Annotated in this window: 15 protein-coding genes and 1 tRNA gene; all 16 read left to right on the forward strand. The window is 66.7% G+C overall.

Features of this window, described 5'->3' with window-relative positions:
- Positions 1–38 precede the first annotated feature (38 nt).
- The gene (tpiA, locus tag SLW55_RS11315) at positions 39–800 is read left to right on the forward strand and encodes a triose-phosphate isomerase (RefSeq protein WP_267100182.1); all 762 of its coding nucleotides are present in this window, start codon (positions 39–41) and stop codon (positions 798–800) included.
- Between the two features lie 62 nt (positions 801–862).
- Complete coding sequence (gene secG / locus SLW55_RS11320) at positions 863–1,288, forward strand: preprotein translocase subunit SecG (protein ID WP_267100183.1); 426 nt, start codon at positions 863–865, stop codon at positions 1,286–1,288.
- Positions 1,289–1,339: 51 nt separating this feature from the next.
- Positions 1,340–1,424: transfer RNA gene (locus SLW55_RS11325), tRNA-Leu, on the forward strand.
- Between the two features lie 107 nt (positions 1,425–1,531).
- Positions 1,532–1,888, forward strand: a complete 357-nt coding sequence (locus SLW55_RS11330; protein ID WP_010343005.1) for an NADH-quinone oxidoreductase subunit A — start codon at positions 1,532–1,534, stop codon at positions 1,886–1,888.
- Positions 1,879–2,433: an NADH-quinone oxidoreductase subunit B gene (locus tag SLW55_RS11335; protein ID WP_010343006.1), complete on the forward strand. Its 555-nt coding sequence runs from the start codon at positions 1,879–1,881 to the stop codon at positions 2,431–2,433. The genes SLW55_RS11330 and SLW55_RS11335 overlap by 10 nt, the downstream gene beginning before the upstream one ends.
- Before the next feature lie 32 nt (positions 2,434–2,465).
- Entirely contained in the window at positions 2,466–3,215 is a 750-nt protein-coding gene (locus SLW55_RS11340; RefSeq protein ID WP_026144075.1) for an NADH-quinone oxidoreductase subunit C, read from the forward strand.
- Positions 3,212–4,519, forward strand: a complete 1,308-nt coding sequence (locus SLW55_RS11345; protein WP_017912135.1) for an NADH-quinone oxidoreductase subunit D — start codon at positions 3,212–3,214, stop codon at positions 4,517–4,519. The genes SLW55_RS11340 and SLW55_RS11345 overlap by 4 nt, the downstream gene beginning before the upstream one ends.
- The gene (gene nuoE, locus SLW55_RS11350; protein ID WP_320745141.1) at positions 4,516–5,043 is read left to right on the forward strand and encodes an NADH-quinone oxidoreductase subunit NuoE; all 528 of its coding nucleotides are present in this window, start codon (positions 4,516–4,518) and stop codon (positions 5,041–5,043) included. The genes SLW55_RS11345 and nuoE overlap by 4 nt, the downstream gene beginning before the upstream one ends.
- Positions 5,044–5,048: 5 nt before the next feature.
- Positions 5,049–6,392 (forward strand): NADH-quinone oxidoreductase subunit NuoF, encoded by a 1,344-nt coding sequence (gene nuoF, locus SLW55_RS11355; protein ID WP_043092569.1) that lies wholly within the window; start codon positions 5,049–5,051, stop codon positions 6,390–6,392.
- Positions 6,389–8,638 (forward strand): NADH-quinone oxidoreductase subunit NuoG, encoded by a 2,250-nt coding sequence (nuoG, locus tag SLW55_RS11360; RefSeq protein ID WP_320745142.1) that lies wholly within the window; start codon positions 6,389–6,391, stop codon positions 8,636–8,638. The genes nuoF and nuoG overlap by 4 nt, the downstream gene beginning before the upstream one ends.
- Positions 8,635–9,726 carry an NADH-quinone oxidoreductase subunit NuoH gene (nuoH, locus tag SLW55_RS11365; RefSeq protein ID WP_017908129.1) on the forward strand — a complete coding sequence of 364 codons (1,092 nt, stop codon included), beginning with the start codon at positions 8,635–8,637 and terminating at the stop codon, positions 9,724–9,726. Before nuoG ends, nuoH begins: the two co-directional genes overlap by 4 nt.
- A 3-nt stretch (positions 9,727–9,729) precedes the next feature.
- The gene (nuoI, locus tag SLW55_RS11370; protein WP_012915532.1) at positions 9,730–10,218 is read left to right on the forward strand and encodes an NADH-quinone oxidoreductase subunit NuoI; all 489 of its coding nucleotides are present in this window, start codon (positions 9,730–9,732) and stop codon (positions 10,216–10,218) included.
- A 9-nt stretch (positions 10,219–10,227) separates the two neighbouring features.
- Positions 10,228–10,875, forward strand: a complete 648-nt coding sequence (locus SLW55_RS11375; protein ID WP_017908130.1) for an NADH-quinone oxidoreductase subunit J — start codon at positions 10,228–10,230, stop codon at positions 10,873–10,875.
- On the forward strand, positions 10,872–11,177 hold the full coding sequence (gene nuoK / locus SLW55_RS11380; RefSeq protein ID WP_017908131.1) for an NADH-quinone oxidoreductase subunit NuoK: 306 nt from the start codon (positions 10,872–10,874) through the stop codon (positions 11,175–11,177). The genes SLW55_RS11375 and nuoK overlap by 4 nt, the downstream gene beginning before the upstream one ends.
- Before the next feature lie 7 nt (positions 11,178–11,184).
- The gene (gene nuoL, locus SLW55_RS11385) at positions 11,185–13,332 is read left to right on the forward strand and encodes an NADH-quinone oxidoreductase subunit L (RefSeq protein ID WP_267093798.1); all 2,148 of its coding nucleotides are present in this window, start codon (positions 11,185–11,187) and stop codon (positions 13,330–13,332) included.
- A gap of 20 nt (positions 13,333–13,352) precedes the next feature.
- Complete coding sequence (locus tag SLW55_RS11390; protein ID WP_295930980.1) at positions 13,353–14,855, forward strand: NADH-quinone oxidoreductase subunit M; 1,503 nt, start codon at positions 13,353–13,355, stop codon at positions 14,853–14,855.
- The last annotated feature ends 22 nt before the right edge of the window (positions 14,856–14,877 follow it).

Raw genomic sequence — 14,877 nt, forward strand, 5'->3', positions numbered from 1 at the left:
GGCTATCCTCTCGGCACTTTTTCGCCGGAGATGCGCCGATGCGACGCAAGATCGTAGCCGGAAACTGGAAATTGCATGGCACCCGCCACTTCGCCGCCGACCTGGTGCGGGAGATCGTCACCGGGCTGCACGAGGCCGAGCACGACGTGGAGGTGGTGATCCTGCCGCCGCTGCCCTACCTGGGCGACCTGATCGAGCATTTCGAGGGCCGGCTGCTGCGCTTCGGCGCGCAGGACGTCAGCAGCAACGAGAAGGGCGCCTACACCGGCGAGGTGTCGGCGGCGATGCTGGTGGACGTGGGCGCCGACTATGGCCTGGTCGGGCATTCGGAGCGGCGCCAGTACCACCAGGAGAGCAGCGAGCTGGTCGCGCGCAAGTTCGCCGCCGCCATGCACGCCGGGCTGGTCCCGATCCTGTGCGTGGGCGAGACCCTGGAGCAGCGCGAGGCCGGGCGCACCGAGGCGGTCATCGCCGCGCAGCTGGCGCCGGTGCTGGATCTGGTCGGCGCCGAGGGCTTCGCCCGCGCGGTGGTGGCCTACGAGCCGGTCTGGGCGATCGGCACCGGCCGCACCGCCAGCCCGGCGCAGGCGCAGGCGGTGCACGCGTTCATCCGTGGCGAAGTGGCGGCGCGCGATGCTAGAATCGCGGATTCGTTGCCGATCCTGTATGGCGGCAGCGTCAAGCCCGACAACGCCGCCGAGCTGTTCGCGCAGCCGGATGTCGATGGCGGGCTGGTGGGCGGCGCCTCGCTGGTCGCCGCGGAATTCCTGGCCATCGTGCGAGCGGCGGCCACCTGTTGAGCGAACGGCCGCCGCTGGCGGCCGTTCGTCCCCCAAGTCGTACTGTCCGGACGGATTTCGAAATGCTGATGGTCATCCTCAATGTGGTCTACGTGCTGGTGGCGATCGCGATGATCGCGCTGATCCTGATGCAACGCGGCGCCGGTGCGGCGGCGGGTTCCGGGTTCGGCGCCGGCGCGTCCGGCACCGTGTTCGGATCGCGCGGCGCGTCCAACTTCCTGTCCAAATCGACCAAGTGGCTGGCGGTGGTGTTTTTCGCCATCAGCCTGTTCATGGCCTGGTACGCCGGCCACAGCGCGCGTCCGGCCGACGCCAATCTGGGCGTGATGTCGCAGTCGGCCACCCCGGCGCCGGCTGCGCCGGCCGGCGAACTGCAGGTCCCGCAGGCGCCGTCGGCCGCCGCCGCGGCGCCGGCTGCCGCCCCGGCCGCCCAGCAGGCGCCGCAAAAAGCGCAAGAAAAGTCGCCTGCCCCGTCGCAGAAAGACTGAAGGCGGTTACAATATGCTGCGCGGCGGGATTGCCGCGCAGGTTTTACGCAAGCCCAGGTGGCGGAATTGGTAGACGCACTACCTTGAGGTGGTAGCGACTTAGGTCGTAGGGGTTCGAGTCCCCTCTTGGGCACCATTGTTTGGCTACGGTTTCTGCGCGAAGGCATCACGCCCTCGCCCGGAGAATCGTCTATCCCATGCCTGCGCGGCACGCGTGCGGGCACAGGCAAGAGAGAATCGCGAGTGCTGGCCGAATATTTGCCGACCCTGCTGTTTCTGATCGTGGCCACCGGTATCGGCGTCGCGCTGATGCTGGTGGGACGGTTCCTCGGTCCCCGGCGTCCCGACCTGAAGAAGCTCTCGCCGTACGAGTGCGGCTTCGAGGCCTTCGAGGACGCGCGCATGAAGTTCGATGTGCGCTACTACCTGATCGCCATCCAGTTCATCGTCTTCGATCTGGAAATCATCTTCATCGTGCCGTGGACGCAGGTGTTCATGGACCTGGGCGCTCGCTCCCTGGTCACCATGGGACTGTTCGTCGGCATGCTGTTCCTCGGTTTTGTTTACGTGTGGAAGAAGGGAGCGCTGGAATGGGAGTGATTCAGACCCTGGATCGCCTGATGACCAACCCGATCCCGGAAGGGCGGGTGGACGACATCCTGCGTCCCGAAGGCGAAAACCCTCTGCTGGAAAAGGGCTACGTCACCACCAGCGTCGATGCGCTGCTGAACTGGGCGCGCACCGGCTCGATGTGGCCGATGACCTTCGGCCTGGCCTGCTGCGCGGTCGAGATGATGCACGCCGGCGCCGCGCGCCTGGACCTGGACCGCTACGGCGTGGTGTTCCGCCCGTCGCCGCGCCAGTCCGACGTGATGATCGTCGCCGGCACCCTGGTCAACAAGATGGCCCCGGCGCTGCGCAAGGTCTACGACCAGATGCCAGACCCGAAGTGGGTCATCTCGATGGGCAGCTGCGCCAACGGCGGCGGCTACTACCATTACTCGTATTCGGTGGTGCGCGGCTGCGACCGCATCGTGCCGGTGGACGTCTACGTCCCGGGCTGCCCGCCGACCGCCGAGGCCCTGGTCTACGGCATCCTGCAGTTGCAGAAGAAGATCTGGCGAACCCAGACCATCGCGCGCTGATTCCTCTTTCCTCGAGAGCACGCCAAGCCCCCATGGCAGAGCAAGCATCTTCCTTTAGCGACCGACTCGGCGCCCGTTTCCCCGGCAGCCAGGTCTTCGTGGCCCTTCCGCGCGGCGAAGTCACCCTGGAAGTGCCGGCCGACGCCTGGCACGCCACCTGCCTGGCGCTGCGCGACGAGTTCGGTTTCGAACAGCTGTCCGACCTGTGCGGCGTCGATTACCTCGGCTACGGCAGCGACGAGTGGGATACCTCCGACGTGTCCTCGCACGGCTTCAGCCGCGGCGTCGAAGGCAAGGCCGTGGGCCGTTTCGCCTGGGGTGAGTTCCCCAGCGGTGAGGCTGCCGGCGGCGCCCAGCCGTTGCCGGTCCCACAGCAGCGTTTCGCGGTGCTGGCGCAGCTGATTTCCTACCGCCACAACCAGCGTCTGCGCGTGCGTTGCTACGCGCCGAACGAAGACCTGCCGGTGGTGGCCTCGGTCACCGACATCTGGCCGGGCGCGAACTGGTTCGAGCGCGAGGCGTTCGACCTGTTCGGCGTGGTCTTCGCCGGGCACCCGGACCTGCGCCGCATCCTCACCGACTACGGCTTCGTCGGCCATCCGTTCCGCAAGGATTTCCCGCTGATCGGCAACGTCGAAGTGCGCTACGACGAAGAGAAGCAGCGCGTGATCTACGAGCCGGTGACCTCGGTGGAGCCGCGCGTGGGCGTGCCGCGCGTGATCCGAGACGATGCGCGCTACCAGACCGCGGCGGGCGAAGCACAGAAGGAGTCCGCCAAGTGAGCGAGTACCACCAGGCGCACGACGGGTTCGCCAGCAATCCTGCCGAAGCCAAGCAGGAAATCCGCAACTACACGATGAACTTCGGCCCGCAGCATCCGGCCGCGCACGGCGTGCTGCGCCTGATCCTGGAGATGGACGGCGAGACCGTGGTCCGCGCCGATCCGCACATCGGCCTGCTGCACCGTGGCACCGAGAAGCTGGCCGAGTCCAAGCCGTTCAACCAGTCGATCGGCTACATGGATCGCCTGGACTACGTGTCGATGATGTGCAACGAGCACGCCTACGTGCGCGCGATCGAGACCCTGATGGGGATCGAGGCGCCGGAGCGCGCGCAGTACATCCGCACCATGTTCGACGAGATCACCCGCATCCTGAACCACCTGATGTGGGTCGGCTCCAACGGCCTGGATCTGGGCGCGATGGCGGTGATGCTGTACGCGTTCCGCGAGCGCGAAGAGCTGATGGACGTCTACGAGGCGGTGTCGGGCGCGCGCATGCACGCGACCTACTACCGCCCGGGCGGCGTCTATCGCGACCTGCCGGACCGTATGCCCAAGTACCAGGAATCGCGCTGGCACAAGGGCAATGCGCTGAAGCGGCTCAACGCCGCGCGCGAAGGCTCGATGCTGGACTTCCTGGAGGAGTTCACCAACACCTTCCCGGCGCGCGTGGACGAGTACGAGACCCTGCTCACCGACAACCGCATCTGGAAGCAGCGCACCGTCGGCATCGGCGTGGTCACCCCGGAGCAGGCCTACGCCTGGGGCATGACCGGCGCCATGCTGCGCGGCTCGGGCATCGCCTGGGACCTGCGCAAGAAGCAGCCGTACGCCAAGTACGACAGCGTCGATTTCGACATTCCGCTCGGCACCAACGGCGACTGCTACGACCGCTACCTGGTGCGCGTGGCCGAGATGCGCGAGTCCAACCGCATCATCAAGCAGTGCGTGCAGTGGCTGAAGGCCAACCCGGGCCCGGTCATGGTCGAGAACTTCAAGGTGGCGCCGCCCAAGCGCGCCGAGATGAAGGACGACATGGAAGCGCTGATCCATCACTTCAAGCTGTTCAGTGAAGGCTACTGCGTGCCGGCCGGCGAGACCTACTGCGCGGTCGAGGCGCCGAAGGGCGAGTTCGGCTGCTACCTGATGTCCGACGGCGCCAACAAGCCGTTCCGCGTGCACCTGCGTGCGCCGGGCTTCGCCCATCTGTCGTCGATGGACGCGATCGTGCGCGGCCACATGCTGGCCGACGTGGTGGCGATGATTGGTACCTATGATCTGGTGTTTGGTGAGGTCGACCGATGAAGGCGACAGGTAATTTCGAAGCGGCGCGCGACGTCGATCCGATGGTGGTGCTGAGCGACAAGACGCGCGCGCACATCGATCACTGGCTGAGCAAGTTCCCGCCGGACCGCAAGCGTTCGGCGGTGCTGCAGGGCCTGCACGCCGCGCAGGAACAGAACGAGGGCTGGCTGACCGACGAACTGATCGCCGGCGTGGCCAAGTACCTGGAGCTGCCGCCGGTGTGGGCCTACGAGGTCGCCAGCTTCTACTCGATGTTCGAGACCGAGAAGGTCGGCCGCAACAACGTCGCGTTCTGCACCAACATCAGCTGCTGGCTCAACGGTGCCGAGGATCTGGTCGCGCACGCCGAGAAGAAGCTCGGCTGCAAGCTGGGCCAGTCCACCGCCGACGGCCGCGTCTACCTCAAGCGCGAGGAAGAGTGCCTGGCCGGTTGCGCCGGCGCACCGATGATGGTCATCAACGGCCACTACCATGAGCATCTGACCAAGGACAAGGTCGACGAATTGCTGGACGGGTTGGAGTAACGGCAATGGCACAGCATCCCCACGCCCCCACCGGTCCGGTCGGCCCCGCGCCGCAGCCGCACCAGGTGGTGTACACCACGCTGCACTACGACACCCCGTGGTCCTACGAGAGCTACCTGAAGACCGGTGGCTACGCCGCGCTGCGCAAGATCCTCGAAGAGAAGATCCCGCCGGAGCAGGTGATCGAGATGGTCAAACAGTCGAACCTGCGCGGCCGTGGCGGCGCCGGCTTCCCGACCGGCCTGAAGTGGTCGTTCATGCCCAAGGGCGCGCCGCAGAAGTACATCCTGTGCAACTCGGACGAGTCCGAGCCGGGCACCTGCAAGGACCGCGACATCCTGCGCTACAACCCGCATTCGGTAGTGGAGGGCATGGCCATCGCCTGCTACGCCACCGGCTCCACCGTGGGCTACAACTACCTGCGCGGCGAGTTCCACCACGAGCCGTTCGAGCATTTCGAGCAGGCCCTGGCCGACGCCTACGCCAATGGCTGGCTGGGCAAGGACATCCTCGGCAGCGGCATCGACATCGACATCTACGGCGCCCTCGGTGCCGGCGCCTACATCTGCGGCGAAGAGACCGCGCTGATGGAGTCGCTGGAAGGCAAGAAGGGCCAGCCGCGCTACAAGCCGCCGTTCCCGGCCAACTTCGGCCTGTACGGCAAGCCGTCGACGATCAACAACACCGAGACCTACGCGTCGGTGCCGGCGATCATCCGCAACGGCCCGGAATGGTTCCTGGGCTTGAGCAAGACCAAGAACGGCGGCCCGAAGATCTTCTCGGTGTCCGGCTGCGTGCAGAAGGGCGGCAACTTCGAAGTGCCGCTGGGCACCACCTTCGACGAACTGCTGGAAATGGCCGGCGGGCTGAAGCCGGGCCGCACCCTCAAGGGCGCGATCCCGGGCGGCGTGTCGATGCCGGTGCTGAAGGCCGAGCAGCTCAAAGACCTGCAGATGGACTACGACACCCTGCGCGCGCTGGGCACCGGCCTGGGCTCGGGCGCGATCGTGGTGCTCGACGACAGCGTGTGCTGCGTGAAGTTCGCCTGCCGCATCTCGCAGTTCTTCCACAAGGAGTCCTGCGGCCAGTGCACCCCGTGCCGCGAAGGTACCGGCTGGATGCATCGCGTGCTGGAGCGCATCGTCGCCGGCAAGGCCACGATGGAAGACCTGCACCAGCTGCGCACCGTCGCCGGGCAGATCGAAGGCCACACCATCTGCGCCTTCGGCGAAGCGGCGGCCTGGCCGATCCAGGGCTTCCTGCGCCAGTTCTGGGACGAATTCGAGTACTACATCGTCAACGGTCATTCGATGGTTGACGGCAAGAAGGTGGAGGCAGCCGCCGCATGAGCGCGCAACCCAACAATCCCGGCGCGACCCCCGCGGTCGTGCCGGAAGGCCATGTGACCGTCGAGATCGACGGCCAGTCGCTGGTCGTGCCCAAGGGCTCGATGATCATCCAGGCCGCCGACAAGGCCGGCATCCCGATCCCGCGCTTCTGCTACCACGAGAAGCTGCCGATCGCGGCCAACTGCCGCATGTGCCTGGTCGATGTCGAAAAGTCGCCCAAGCCGTCGCCGGCCTGCGCCACGCCGGTCATGGACGGCATGAAGGTGCAGACGCGCAGCGACAAGGCGCTGAAGTACCAGCGCAGCGTCATGGAATTCCTGCTGATCAACCATCCGCTGGACTGCCCGATCTGCGATCAGGGCGGCGAGTGCGAACTGCAGGACGTGTCGCTGGGCTACGGCCGTTCGGTCAGCCGCTTCAACGAGCGCAAGCGCGTGGTGCCGGACGAGGACATCGGGCCGCTGGTCGCCACCGAGATGACCCGCTGCATCCAGTGCACCCGCTGCGTGCGCTTCACCGCGGACATCGCCGGCACCTACGAGCTGGGCGGCATGTACCGCGGCGAGAACCTGCAGATCGGCACCTACGACGGCAAGCCGCTGACCACCGAGCTGTCCGGCAACGTGGTCGACGTGTGCCCGGTCGGCGCGCTGACCAACAAGGTGTTCCAGTTCCGCGCGCGGCCCTGGGAACTGGGGGCGCGCGAGTCGCTGGGCTACCACGACGCGATGGGCTCCAACCTGTTCCTGCACGTGCGCCGCGGCGAAGTGCTGCGCACCGTGCCGCGCGACAACGAAGCGGTCAACGAGTGCTGGCTGTCCGACCGCGACCGCTACTCGCACCAGGGCCTGTACGCCGAGGACCGCGCACTGCGGCCGATGCGCAAGGTCGACGGGCAGTGGCGCGAGGTGTCGTGGGCCGAAGGGCTGTCCGCCGCGAGCGAGATCCTCAAGGCCAACCGCGGCGACGCGCTGGGCGTGCTCGCGCATCCGTCCACCTCCAACGAGGAGGGCGCGCTGCTGGCGCGCCTGGCCGAGGGCCTGGACAGTGGCAACCTCGATCACCGCGTGTACAACCGCGACTTCTCCGATGCCGCGCTGGCCGAACCGTTCGCGCTGCCGCTGGCGGAGATCGAGCAGGCCGACGTGGTGGTGATCCTGGGCAGCAACCTGCGCCATGAACTGCCGCTGCTGCATGCACGCCTGCGCAAGGCGCGGATGCAGCGCCAGACCAAGGTGTATTCGATCAACCCGGTCGATTTCGACGTGGCCTTCGACCAGGCCGGCCGCCAGATCGTGGCGCCGTCGAAGTTCGCCGAGGCGCTGGCCGACGCCGCGCTGCGCGACGCGGTGCAGGGCGCCGGCCGTGCTGTGCTGATCGTCGGCGCGCTGGCCGAGAACCATCCGCAGGCCGCGGCGCTGCGTGCCGCCGCGCGCGACTTCGCCGCCGCCACCGGCGCGGCGCTGTGCCGCATCCCGCAGGGCGCCAACGCGCTGGGCCTGTCGCGCTACGGCGTGCTGCCGCGCGGTCGCAACGTCGCCGCGATGCTGGCCGAGCCGCGCAGCGCCTACGTGCTGTACGGCCTGGAGCCGGGCCTGGACTTCGCCGACGCCGCCGCCGCGCGCAGCGCGCTGGCCGGCGCCAAGGTGGTGGCGTTCAGCCACTTCGCCTGCGCCTCCACCCGCGACGTGGCCGATGTGATCCTGCCGATCGGCGCGCTGCCGGAAATCGAGGCGACGCTGACCAACCTCAACGGCAGCGACCAGCGCACCCGCGCCGGCGGCAAGCTGCCGGGCGAGGCCCGCGAGGGCTGGCGCGTGCTGCGTGCGCTCGGCGGCGAGCTGGGCCTGCCCGGCTTCGAGTTCATCGACCTGGCCGGGCTACGCGACGGCCTGCAGCCGCGCGAGGTCGCCGCGGCGAGCTCGGCGCAGCCGGCACGCCAGGACGAGGGCCTGGAACTGGCCGCCAGTCCGGCGATCTACCGCACCGATGCGGTGGTGCGCCGCGCGCAGGCGCTGCAGCAGCATCCGCTGAACCGCGCGCCGGGCATTGCGCTGCATCCGGACGAGGCGGCGCGCCTGGGCCTGAGCGACGGGCAGATGGTCAAGGTCGGCACCGCGGCGGGTAGCGCCACGTTGCCGCTGGCGACGGACAAGCGGGTCGCGCCGGGCGCGGCCTGGATCGAAACGGGCCACGGCGCGACCGCGCCGCTGGGCGCCGGTCGGGTGACGGTGGTGGCTGCATGAACGAGATGCTGTTGAACGTGGTCGATCCGCTGCACCAGTGGTTCCTCGGCCTGGGCGCCCTCGGCGTGGTCCTGTGGATCGTGCTGAAGATCCTGCTGATCGCCATGCCGGTGATCATCGCGGTGGCGTTCTACGTGGTCTGGGAGCGCAAGCTGATCGGCTGGATGCACGTGCGCCACGGGCCGATGTACGTGGGCATGGGCATCTTCCAGGCCTTCGCCGACGTCTTCAAACTGCTGTTCAAAGAAATCATCCAGCCCAGCAGCTCGCACAAGGCGATGTTCGTGATCGCGCCGCTGATCACCCTGGCGCCGGCCTTCGCCGCCTGGGCGGTGGTGCCGTTCGACGCCAAGCTGGTGCTGTCCAACGCCAACGCCGGCCTGCTGTACCTGCTGGCGATGACCTCGCTGGGCGTGTACGGCATCATCCTGGCCGGCTGGGCGTCCAACTCCAAGTACGCCTTCCTGGGCGCGATGCGCTCGGCGGCGCAGGTGGTCAGCTACGAGATCGCGATGGGCTTCGCCCTGGTCGGCGTGATGATCGCGGCCGGCAGCCTGAACCTGAGCACGATCGTGCAGGCGCAGGCCGGCAGCTCCGGGTTCTTCGACTGGTTCCTGATCCCGCTGTTCCCGCTGTTCATCGTGTACTGGGTGTCCGGCGTGGCCGAGACCAACCGCGCGCCGTTCGACGTGGTCGAAGGCGAGTCGGAAATCGTCGCCGGCCACATGGTCGAGTATTCGGGCGGTGCGTTCGCGCTGTTCTTCCTGGCCGAATACGCCAACATGATCCTGGTCAGCTTCCTGGTCTCGATCTTCTTCCTGGGCGGCTGGCTGAGCCCGATCCAGGGCTGGGTCACCGCGGACATCTCGCCGTGGGTCAACTGGATCTGGACCGGCGGCTGGCCGTGGCTGCTGATGAAGGTGCTGTTCTTCGCCAGCGCGTACATCTGGTTCCGCGCCAGCTTCCCGCGCTACCGCTACGACCAGATCATGCGCCTGGGCTGGAAGGTGTTCATCCCGCTGACGATCGTGTGGATCGCGGTGACGGCATTGATGGTGTTCTACGGCGTGATCCAGAAGGGCGTGTAAGCGATGAATAAAATCACCCATTACTTCAAGAGCCTGCTGCTGCTCGAGCTGCTCGGCGGCCTGTGGCTGACCTTGAAGTACACGTTCCGTCCCAAGTACACCGTGCTGTACCCGATGGAGAAGTTCCCGCAGTCGCCGCGCTTCCGCGGTCTGCACGCGCTGCGCCGCTATCCCAACGGCGAAGAGCGCTGCATCGCCTGCAAGCTGTGCGAGGCGGTGTGCCCGGCGCTGGCGATCACCATCGACTCGACCAAGCGCGAGGACGGCACCCGCCGCACCACCCGCTACGACATCGACCTGTTCAAGTGCATCTACTGCGGCTTCTGCGAGGAAAGCTGCCCGGTGGATTCGATCGTGGAGACCCAGGTGCTGGAGTACCACTTCGAAAAGCGCGGCGAGAACATCGTCACCAAGCCGCAGTTGCTGGCGATCGGAGACCGGCTCGAGGCCGAGATCGCCGAGCGCCGCGCTGCCGACGCTCCCTTCCGCTGAGGTTCCGAAATGGATTGGGTCAATATCGCTTTCTGGATCTTCGCCACCATCGCCGCGGTCGCCGCCGGCGCGGTGATCAGCGTGCGCAACCCCGTGTACGCAGTGCTGTGCCTGATCCTGACGTTCTTCTCCATCGCCTGCGTGTGGCTGCTGGTGGGCGCCGAGTTCCTCGGCGTGACCCTGGTGCTGGTCTACGTCGGCGCTGTGATGGTGCTGTTCCTGTTCGTGGTGATGATGCTGGACATCGACACCGCCCGCATGCGCGAAGGCTGGGTGCGCTACCTGCCGGTGGGCCTGGTGGTGGCAGTGGCGATGCTGGTGCAGATGGTCACCCTGATCGGCGTGAAGGCGCGCAGCGCGGCGCCGTTCCCGGCCGACAACGCCGCGGCGCAGGCCGCCGACACCTCCAACATCACCTGGCTGGCCAAGACCCTGTTCACCCAGTTCCTGCTGCCGTTCGAGTTCGCCGCGATCATCCTGACCGTGGCGGTCGTGGCCGCGGTGATGCTGACCCTGCGCAAGCGCACCGGCATCAAGACCCAGAACCCGGGCGACCAGTCGCGGGTCAAGGCCGGCGACCGTCTGCGCATGGTCAAGATGGCCGCCGAAAAGCCCACGCTCCACACTCCGCCGGCATCGCAGGAGGGCCAGCCATGATCTCCCTAGGCCATCTGCTGGCGCTCGGCGCGGTGCTGTTCTGCATCGCCCTGGCCGGCATTTTCCTCAATCGCAAGAACGTCATCGTGCTGCTGATGTCGATCGAGCTGATGCTGCTGTCGGTCAACATCAACTTCGTCGCCTTCTCGCGCGAGCTCGGCGACGCCGCCGGCCAGTTGTTCGTGTTCTTCATCCTGACCGTGGCCGCGGCCGAAGCCGCCATCGGCCTCGCGATCCTGGTGACGCTGTTCCGTACCCGCCACACGATCAATGTGGCCGAAGTCGATTCGCTGAAGGGCTGACCTGCAGATGGAAATTACGCTCTCCAAGAGTCTGCTGATCGCGGTGGTGCTGGCCCCGCTGGTCGGCAGCATCATCGCCGGCCTGTTCGGCCGTCAGGTCGGCCGCAAGGGCGCGCAGTTCGCCACCATCCTCGGCGTCGCGGTCAGCTGCGCGCTGTCGTGCTGGACCCTGTACCAGCTGGTCGGGCAGGGCGCCTCGCCGTTCAACCAGAACCTCTACACCTTCTTCGAGGTCGGCCACTATTCGGCCCACGTCGGCTTCATGGTCGACCGCCTGACCGCGATGATGATGGTGGTGGTGACCTTCGTGTCGCTGCTGGTGCACATCTACACCATCGGCTACATGGCCGACGATCCGGGCTACCAGCGCTTCTTCAGCTACATCTCGCTGTTCACCTTCTCGATGCTGAGCCTGGTGATGAGCAACAACTTCCTGCAGCTGTTCTTCGGCTGGGAAGCGGTGGGCCTGGTGTCGTACCTGCTGATCGGCTTCTGGTTCAAGCGCCCGACCGCGGTGTTCGCCAACATGAAGGCGTTCCTGGTCAACCGCGTCGGCGACTTCGGCTTCATCCTCGGCATCGCCGGCGTGCTGCTGTGGTTCGGCACGCTGGACTACGCCAGCGTGTTCGCCAATGCCACCGCGGTGCTGGGCAGCGATGCCGCCGGCGGTCTGGCCCAGGTGCAACTGTTGCCGGGCCATGCCTGGAATGTCTCCACCATCATCTGCGTGTGCCTGTTCATCGGCGCCATGGGCAAGTCGGCGCAGGTGCCGCTGCACGTGTGGCTGCCGGACTCGATGGAAGGCCCGACCCCGATCTCGGCACTGATCCACGCCGCGACCATGGTCACCGCCGGCATCTTCATGGTGGCGCGCATGTCGCCACTGTTCGAACTGTCGCAGACCGCGCTGAACTTCGTGCTGGTCGTCGGCGCCACCACCGCGTTCTTCACCGGCCTGATCGGCATCGTGCAGAACGACATCAAGCGCGTGGTCGCCTACTCGACGCTGTCGCAGCTGGGCTACATGACCGTGGCGCTGGGTGTGTCGGCGTACTCGGCCGCGGTGTTCCACCTGATGACCCACGCCTTCTTCAAGGCGCTGCTGTTCCTGGCGGCCGGCTCGGTGATCATCGGCATGCACCACGAGCAGGACATGCGCAAGATGGGCGGCCTGCGCAAGTACATGCCGATCACCTACTGGACCAGCGTCATCGGTACCCTGGCGCTGGTCGGCACCCCGTTCTTCGCCGGCTTCTACTCCAAGGACACCATCATCGAGGCGGCGCAGCACCACGCGCATACCTCGCATGGCTGGATCGCGACCTACGGCTACTGGGCCGTGCTCGGCGGCGTGCTGATCACCAGCTTCTACAGCTTCCGCCTGCTGTTCCTGACCTTCCACGGCCAGGAGCGCTTCCGCGATGCGCATGCGCACCACGATGCGCATCATGACGACGCCCACGGTGCGCATGCCCACGACGATCACGCACACGACGATCACGGCCACGGCCACCACGGCGCGCATGAACCGCACGAGTCGCCGTGGGTGGTGACGGTGCCGCTGATCCTGCTGGCGATCCCGTCGATCGCGATCGGCTTCTTCACCATCGGCCCGATGCTGTTCGGTACCGACTGGGCGGGGCACCATGCCGCGGCGGCGATCAAGGGCCAGGCGGTCAGCTTCTTCACCGGCATCGTCGACTTCTACGATCCGGCGCGCGACACCGTCGGCGCGCTGGCCGAGGAGTTCCACGGCCCGGTCGCGTTCGCCCTGCACGGCCTGACCCAGCCGCCGTTCTTCCTGACCCTGGCCGGTTTCGCCCTGGCGTGGATCCTGTACCTGTGGAAGCCGGAACTGGCGGCGAAGGCGCGCAAGACCTTCTCGGTGCCGGTGTGGATCCTCGAGAACAAGTACGGTTTCGACAAGCTCTGGATCGGCGGTTTCGCCAGCGGCGGCGTGCGCCTGGGCAAGGTGTCGCGCGCGGTGGATACGCATGTCGTGGACGGCGTCATGGTCAACGGCACCGCACGCGTGATCGACCTGGCGGCCAATCTGCTGCGTCGCACGCAATCCGGTTTCCTCTATCACTACGCCTTCGCGATGATCGTCGGTCTCATTGCCCTGCTGGGCGTGCTGATGCATTTCTGGCGTTGACCTGTACGGAATAAGAACACGTGTCGAACTGGCCTCTACTCTCCATCCTGATCTGGCTGCCGATCATCGGCGGCGCCCTGGTGCTCGCCCTGCGTGATGCGCGTGCGGCGCGCTGGGCGTCGCTGCTGGTGGCGTTGCTGACCTTCGCGCTCAGCGTGCCGCTGCTCACCGGTTTCGACTACGCCAGCGACGCGCTGCAGTTCGTCGAGACACATGCCTGGATCCCGGCATACGACATCGGCTACAACCTCGGCGCCGACGGCATCGCGGTGGCGCTGATCGTGCTGACCACGCTGGTCACGGTGCTGGCGCTGATCGGCGCGTGGACCTCGATCGACAAGCGCGTCAACCAGTACGTGGCCGCGTTCCTGATCCTGGAAGGCGTCACCGTCGGCATCTTCTCCGCCACCGACGCGATGTTGTTCTACGTGTTCTTCGAGGCGATGCTGATCCCGATGTTCCTGATCATCGGCATCTGGGGCGGCCCGCGCCGCATCTACGCCGCGGTCAAGTTCTTCCTGTACACCTTCCTCGGCTCGGTGCTGATGCTGGTCGGGTTGATCTACCTGTACCTGAAGGGCGGCAGCTTCCAGCTCGCCGACCTCTACCAGCTGTCGCTGACCTCGAAGGAGCAGACCTGGCTGTTCTTCGCCTTCCTGATCGCCTTCGCGGTCAAGGTGCCGATGTTCCCGGTGCACACCTGGCTGCCGGACGCGCACGTGGAAGCGCCGACCGCCGGTTCGGTGATCCTGGCGGCGATCGCGTTGAAGATCGGCGGTTACGGCTTCCTGCGCTTCAACCTGCCGATCCTGCCCGACGCCAGCAACGAGTGGGCGTGGCTGGTGATCGCGCTGTCGCTGATCGCGGTGATCTATGTCGGCCTGGTCGCCCTGGTCCAGGACGACATGAAGAAGCTGATCGCCTACTCGTCGATCGCGCACATGGGCTTCGTCACCCTCGGCACCTTCGTCGCCTTCGCCCTGGTCGGCTTCGGCAGCACCGATGCGGCCCGGCTGGGACTGCAGGGCGCGATGGTGCAGATGATCTCGCACGGTTTCGTGTCCGGCGCGATGTTCTCCTGCGTCGGCGTGCTGTACGACCGCATGCACACCCGCCGCATCGCCGACTACGGCGGCGTGGTCAACGTGATGCCGTGGTTCGCGACCTTCGCGATGCTGTTCTTCATGGCCAATGCGGGCCTGCCGGGCACCAGCGGCTTCGTCGGCGAGTTCATGGTCATCATGGCCAGCTTCCAGGCGCACCCGCTGCTGGCCTTCGGCGCGGCGACCACCCTGGTGATCACCGCCGCCTACACCCTGTGGCTTTACAAGCGCGTGTTCTTCGGCGAGGTCGCCAATGCGCACGTGGCCGAGCTGAAGGACATCAACGGCCGCGAGGCGCTGGTGCTGGGCGTGTTCGCGCTCGGCGTGCTCGCCCTGGGCCTGTATCCGAAGCCGTTGACCGACCTGATGGAGCCCTCGATCGCGAAGCTGGCGGCGCAGATCGCCACCAGCAAGCTGTAAGCGGCCGTCGAGCGTATTGATT

The organism is Xanthomonas sp. LF06-19 (assembly GCF_034105425.1).
In the GTDB taxonomy this organism is placed as follows: domain Bacteria; phylum Pseudomonadota; class Gammaproteobacteria; order Xanthomonadales; family Xanthomonadaceae; genus Xanthomonas_A; species Xanthomonas_A sontii.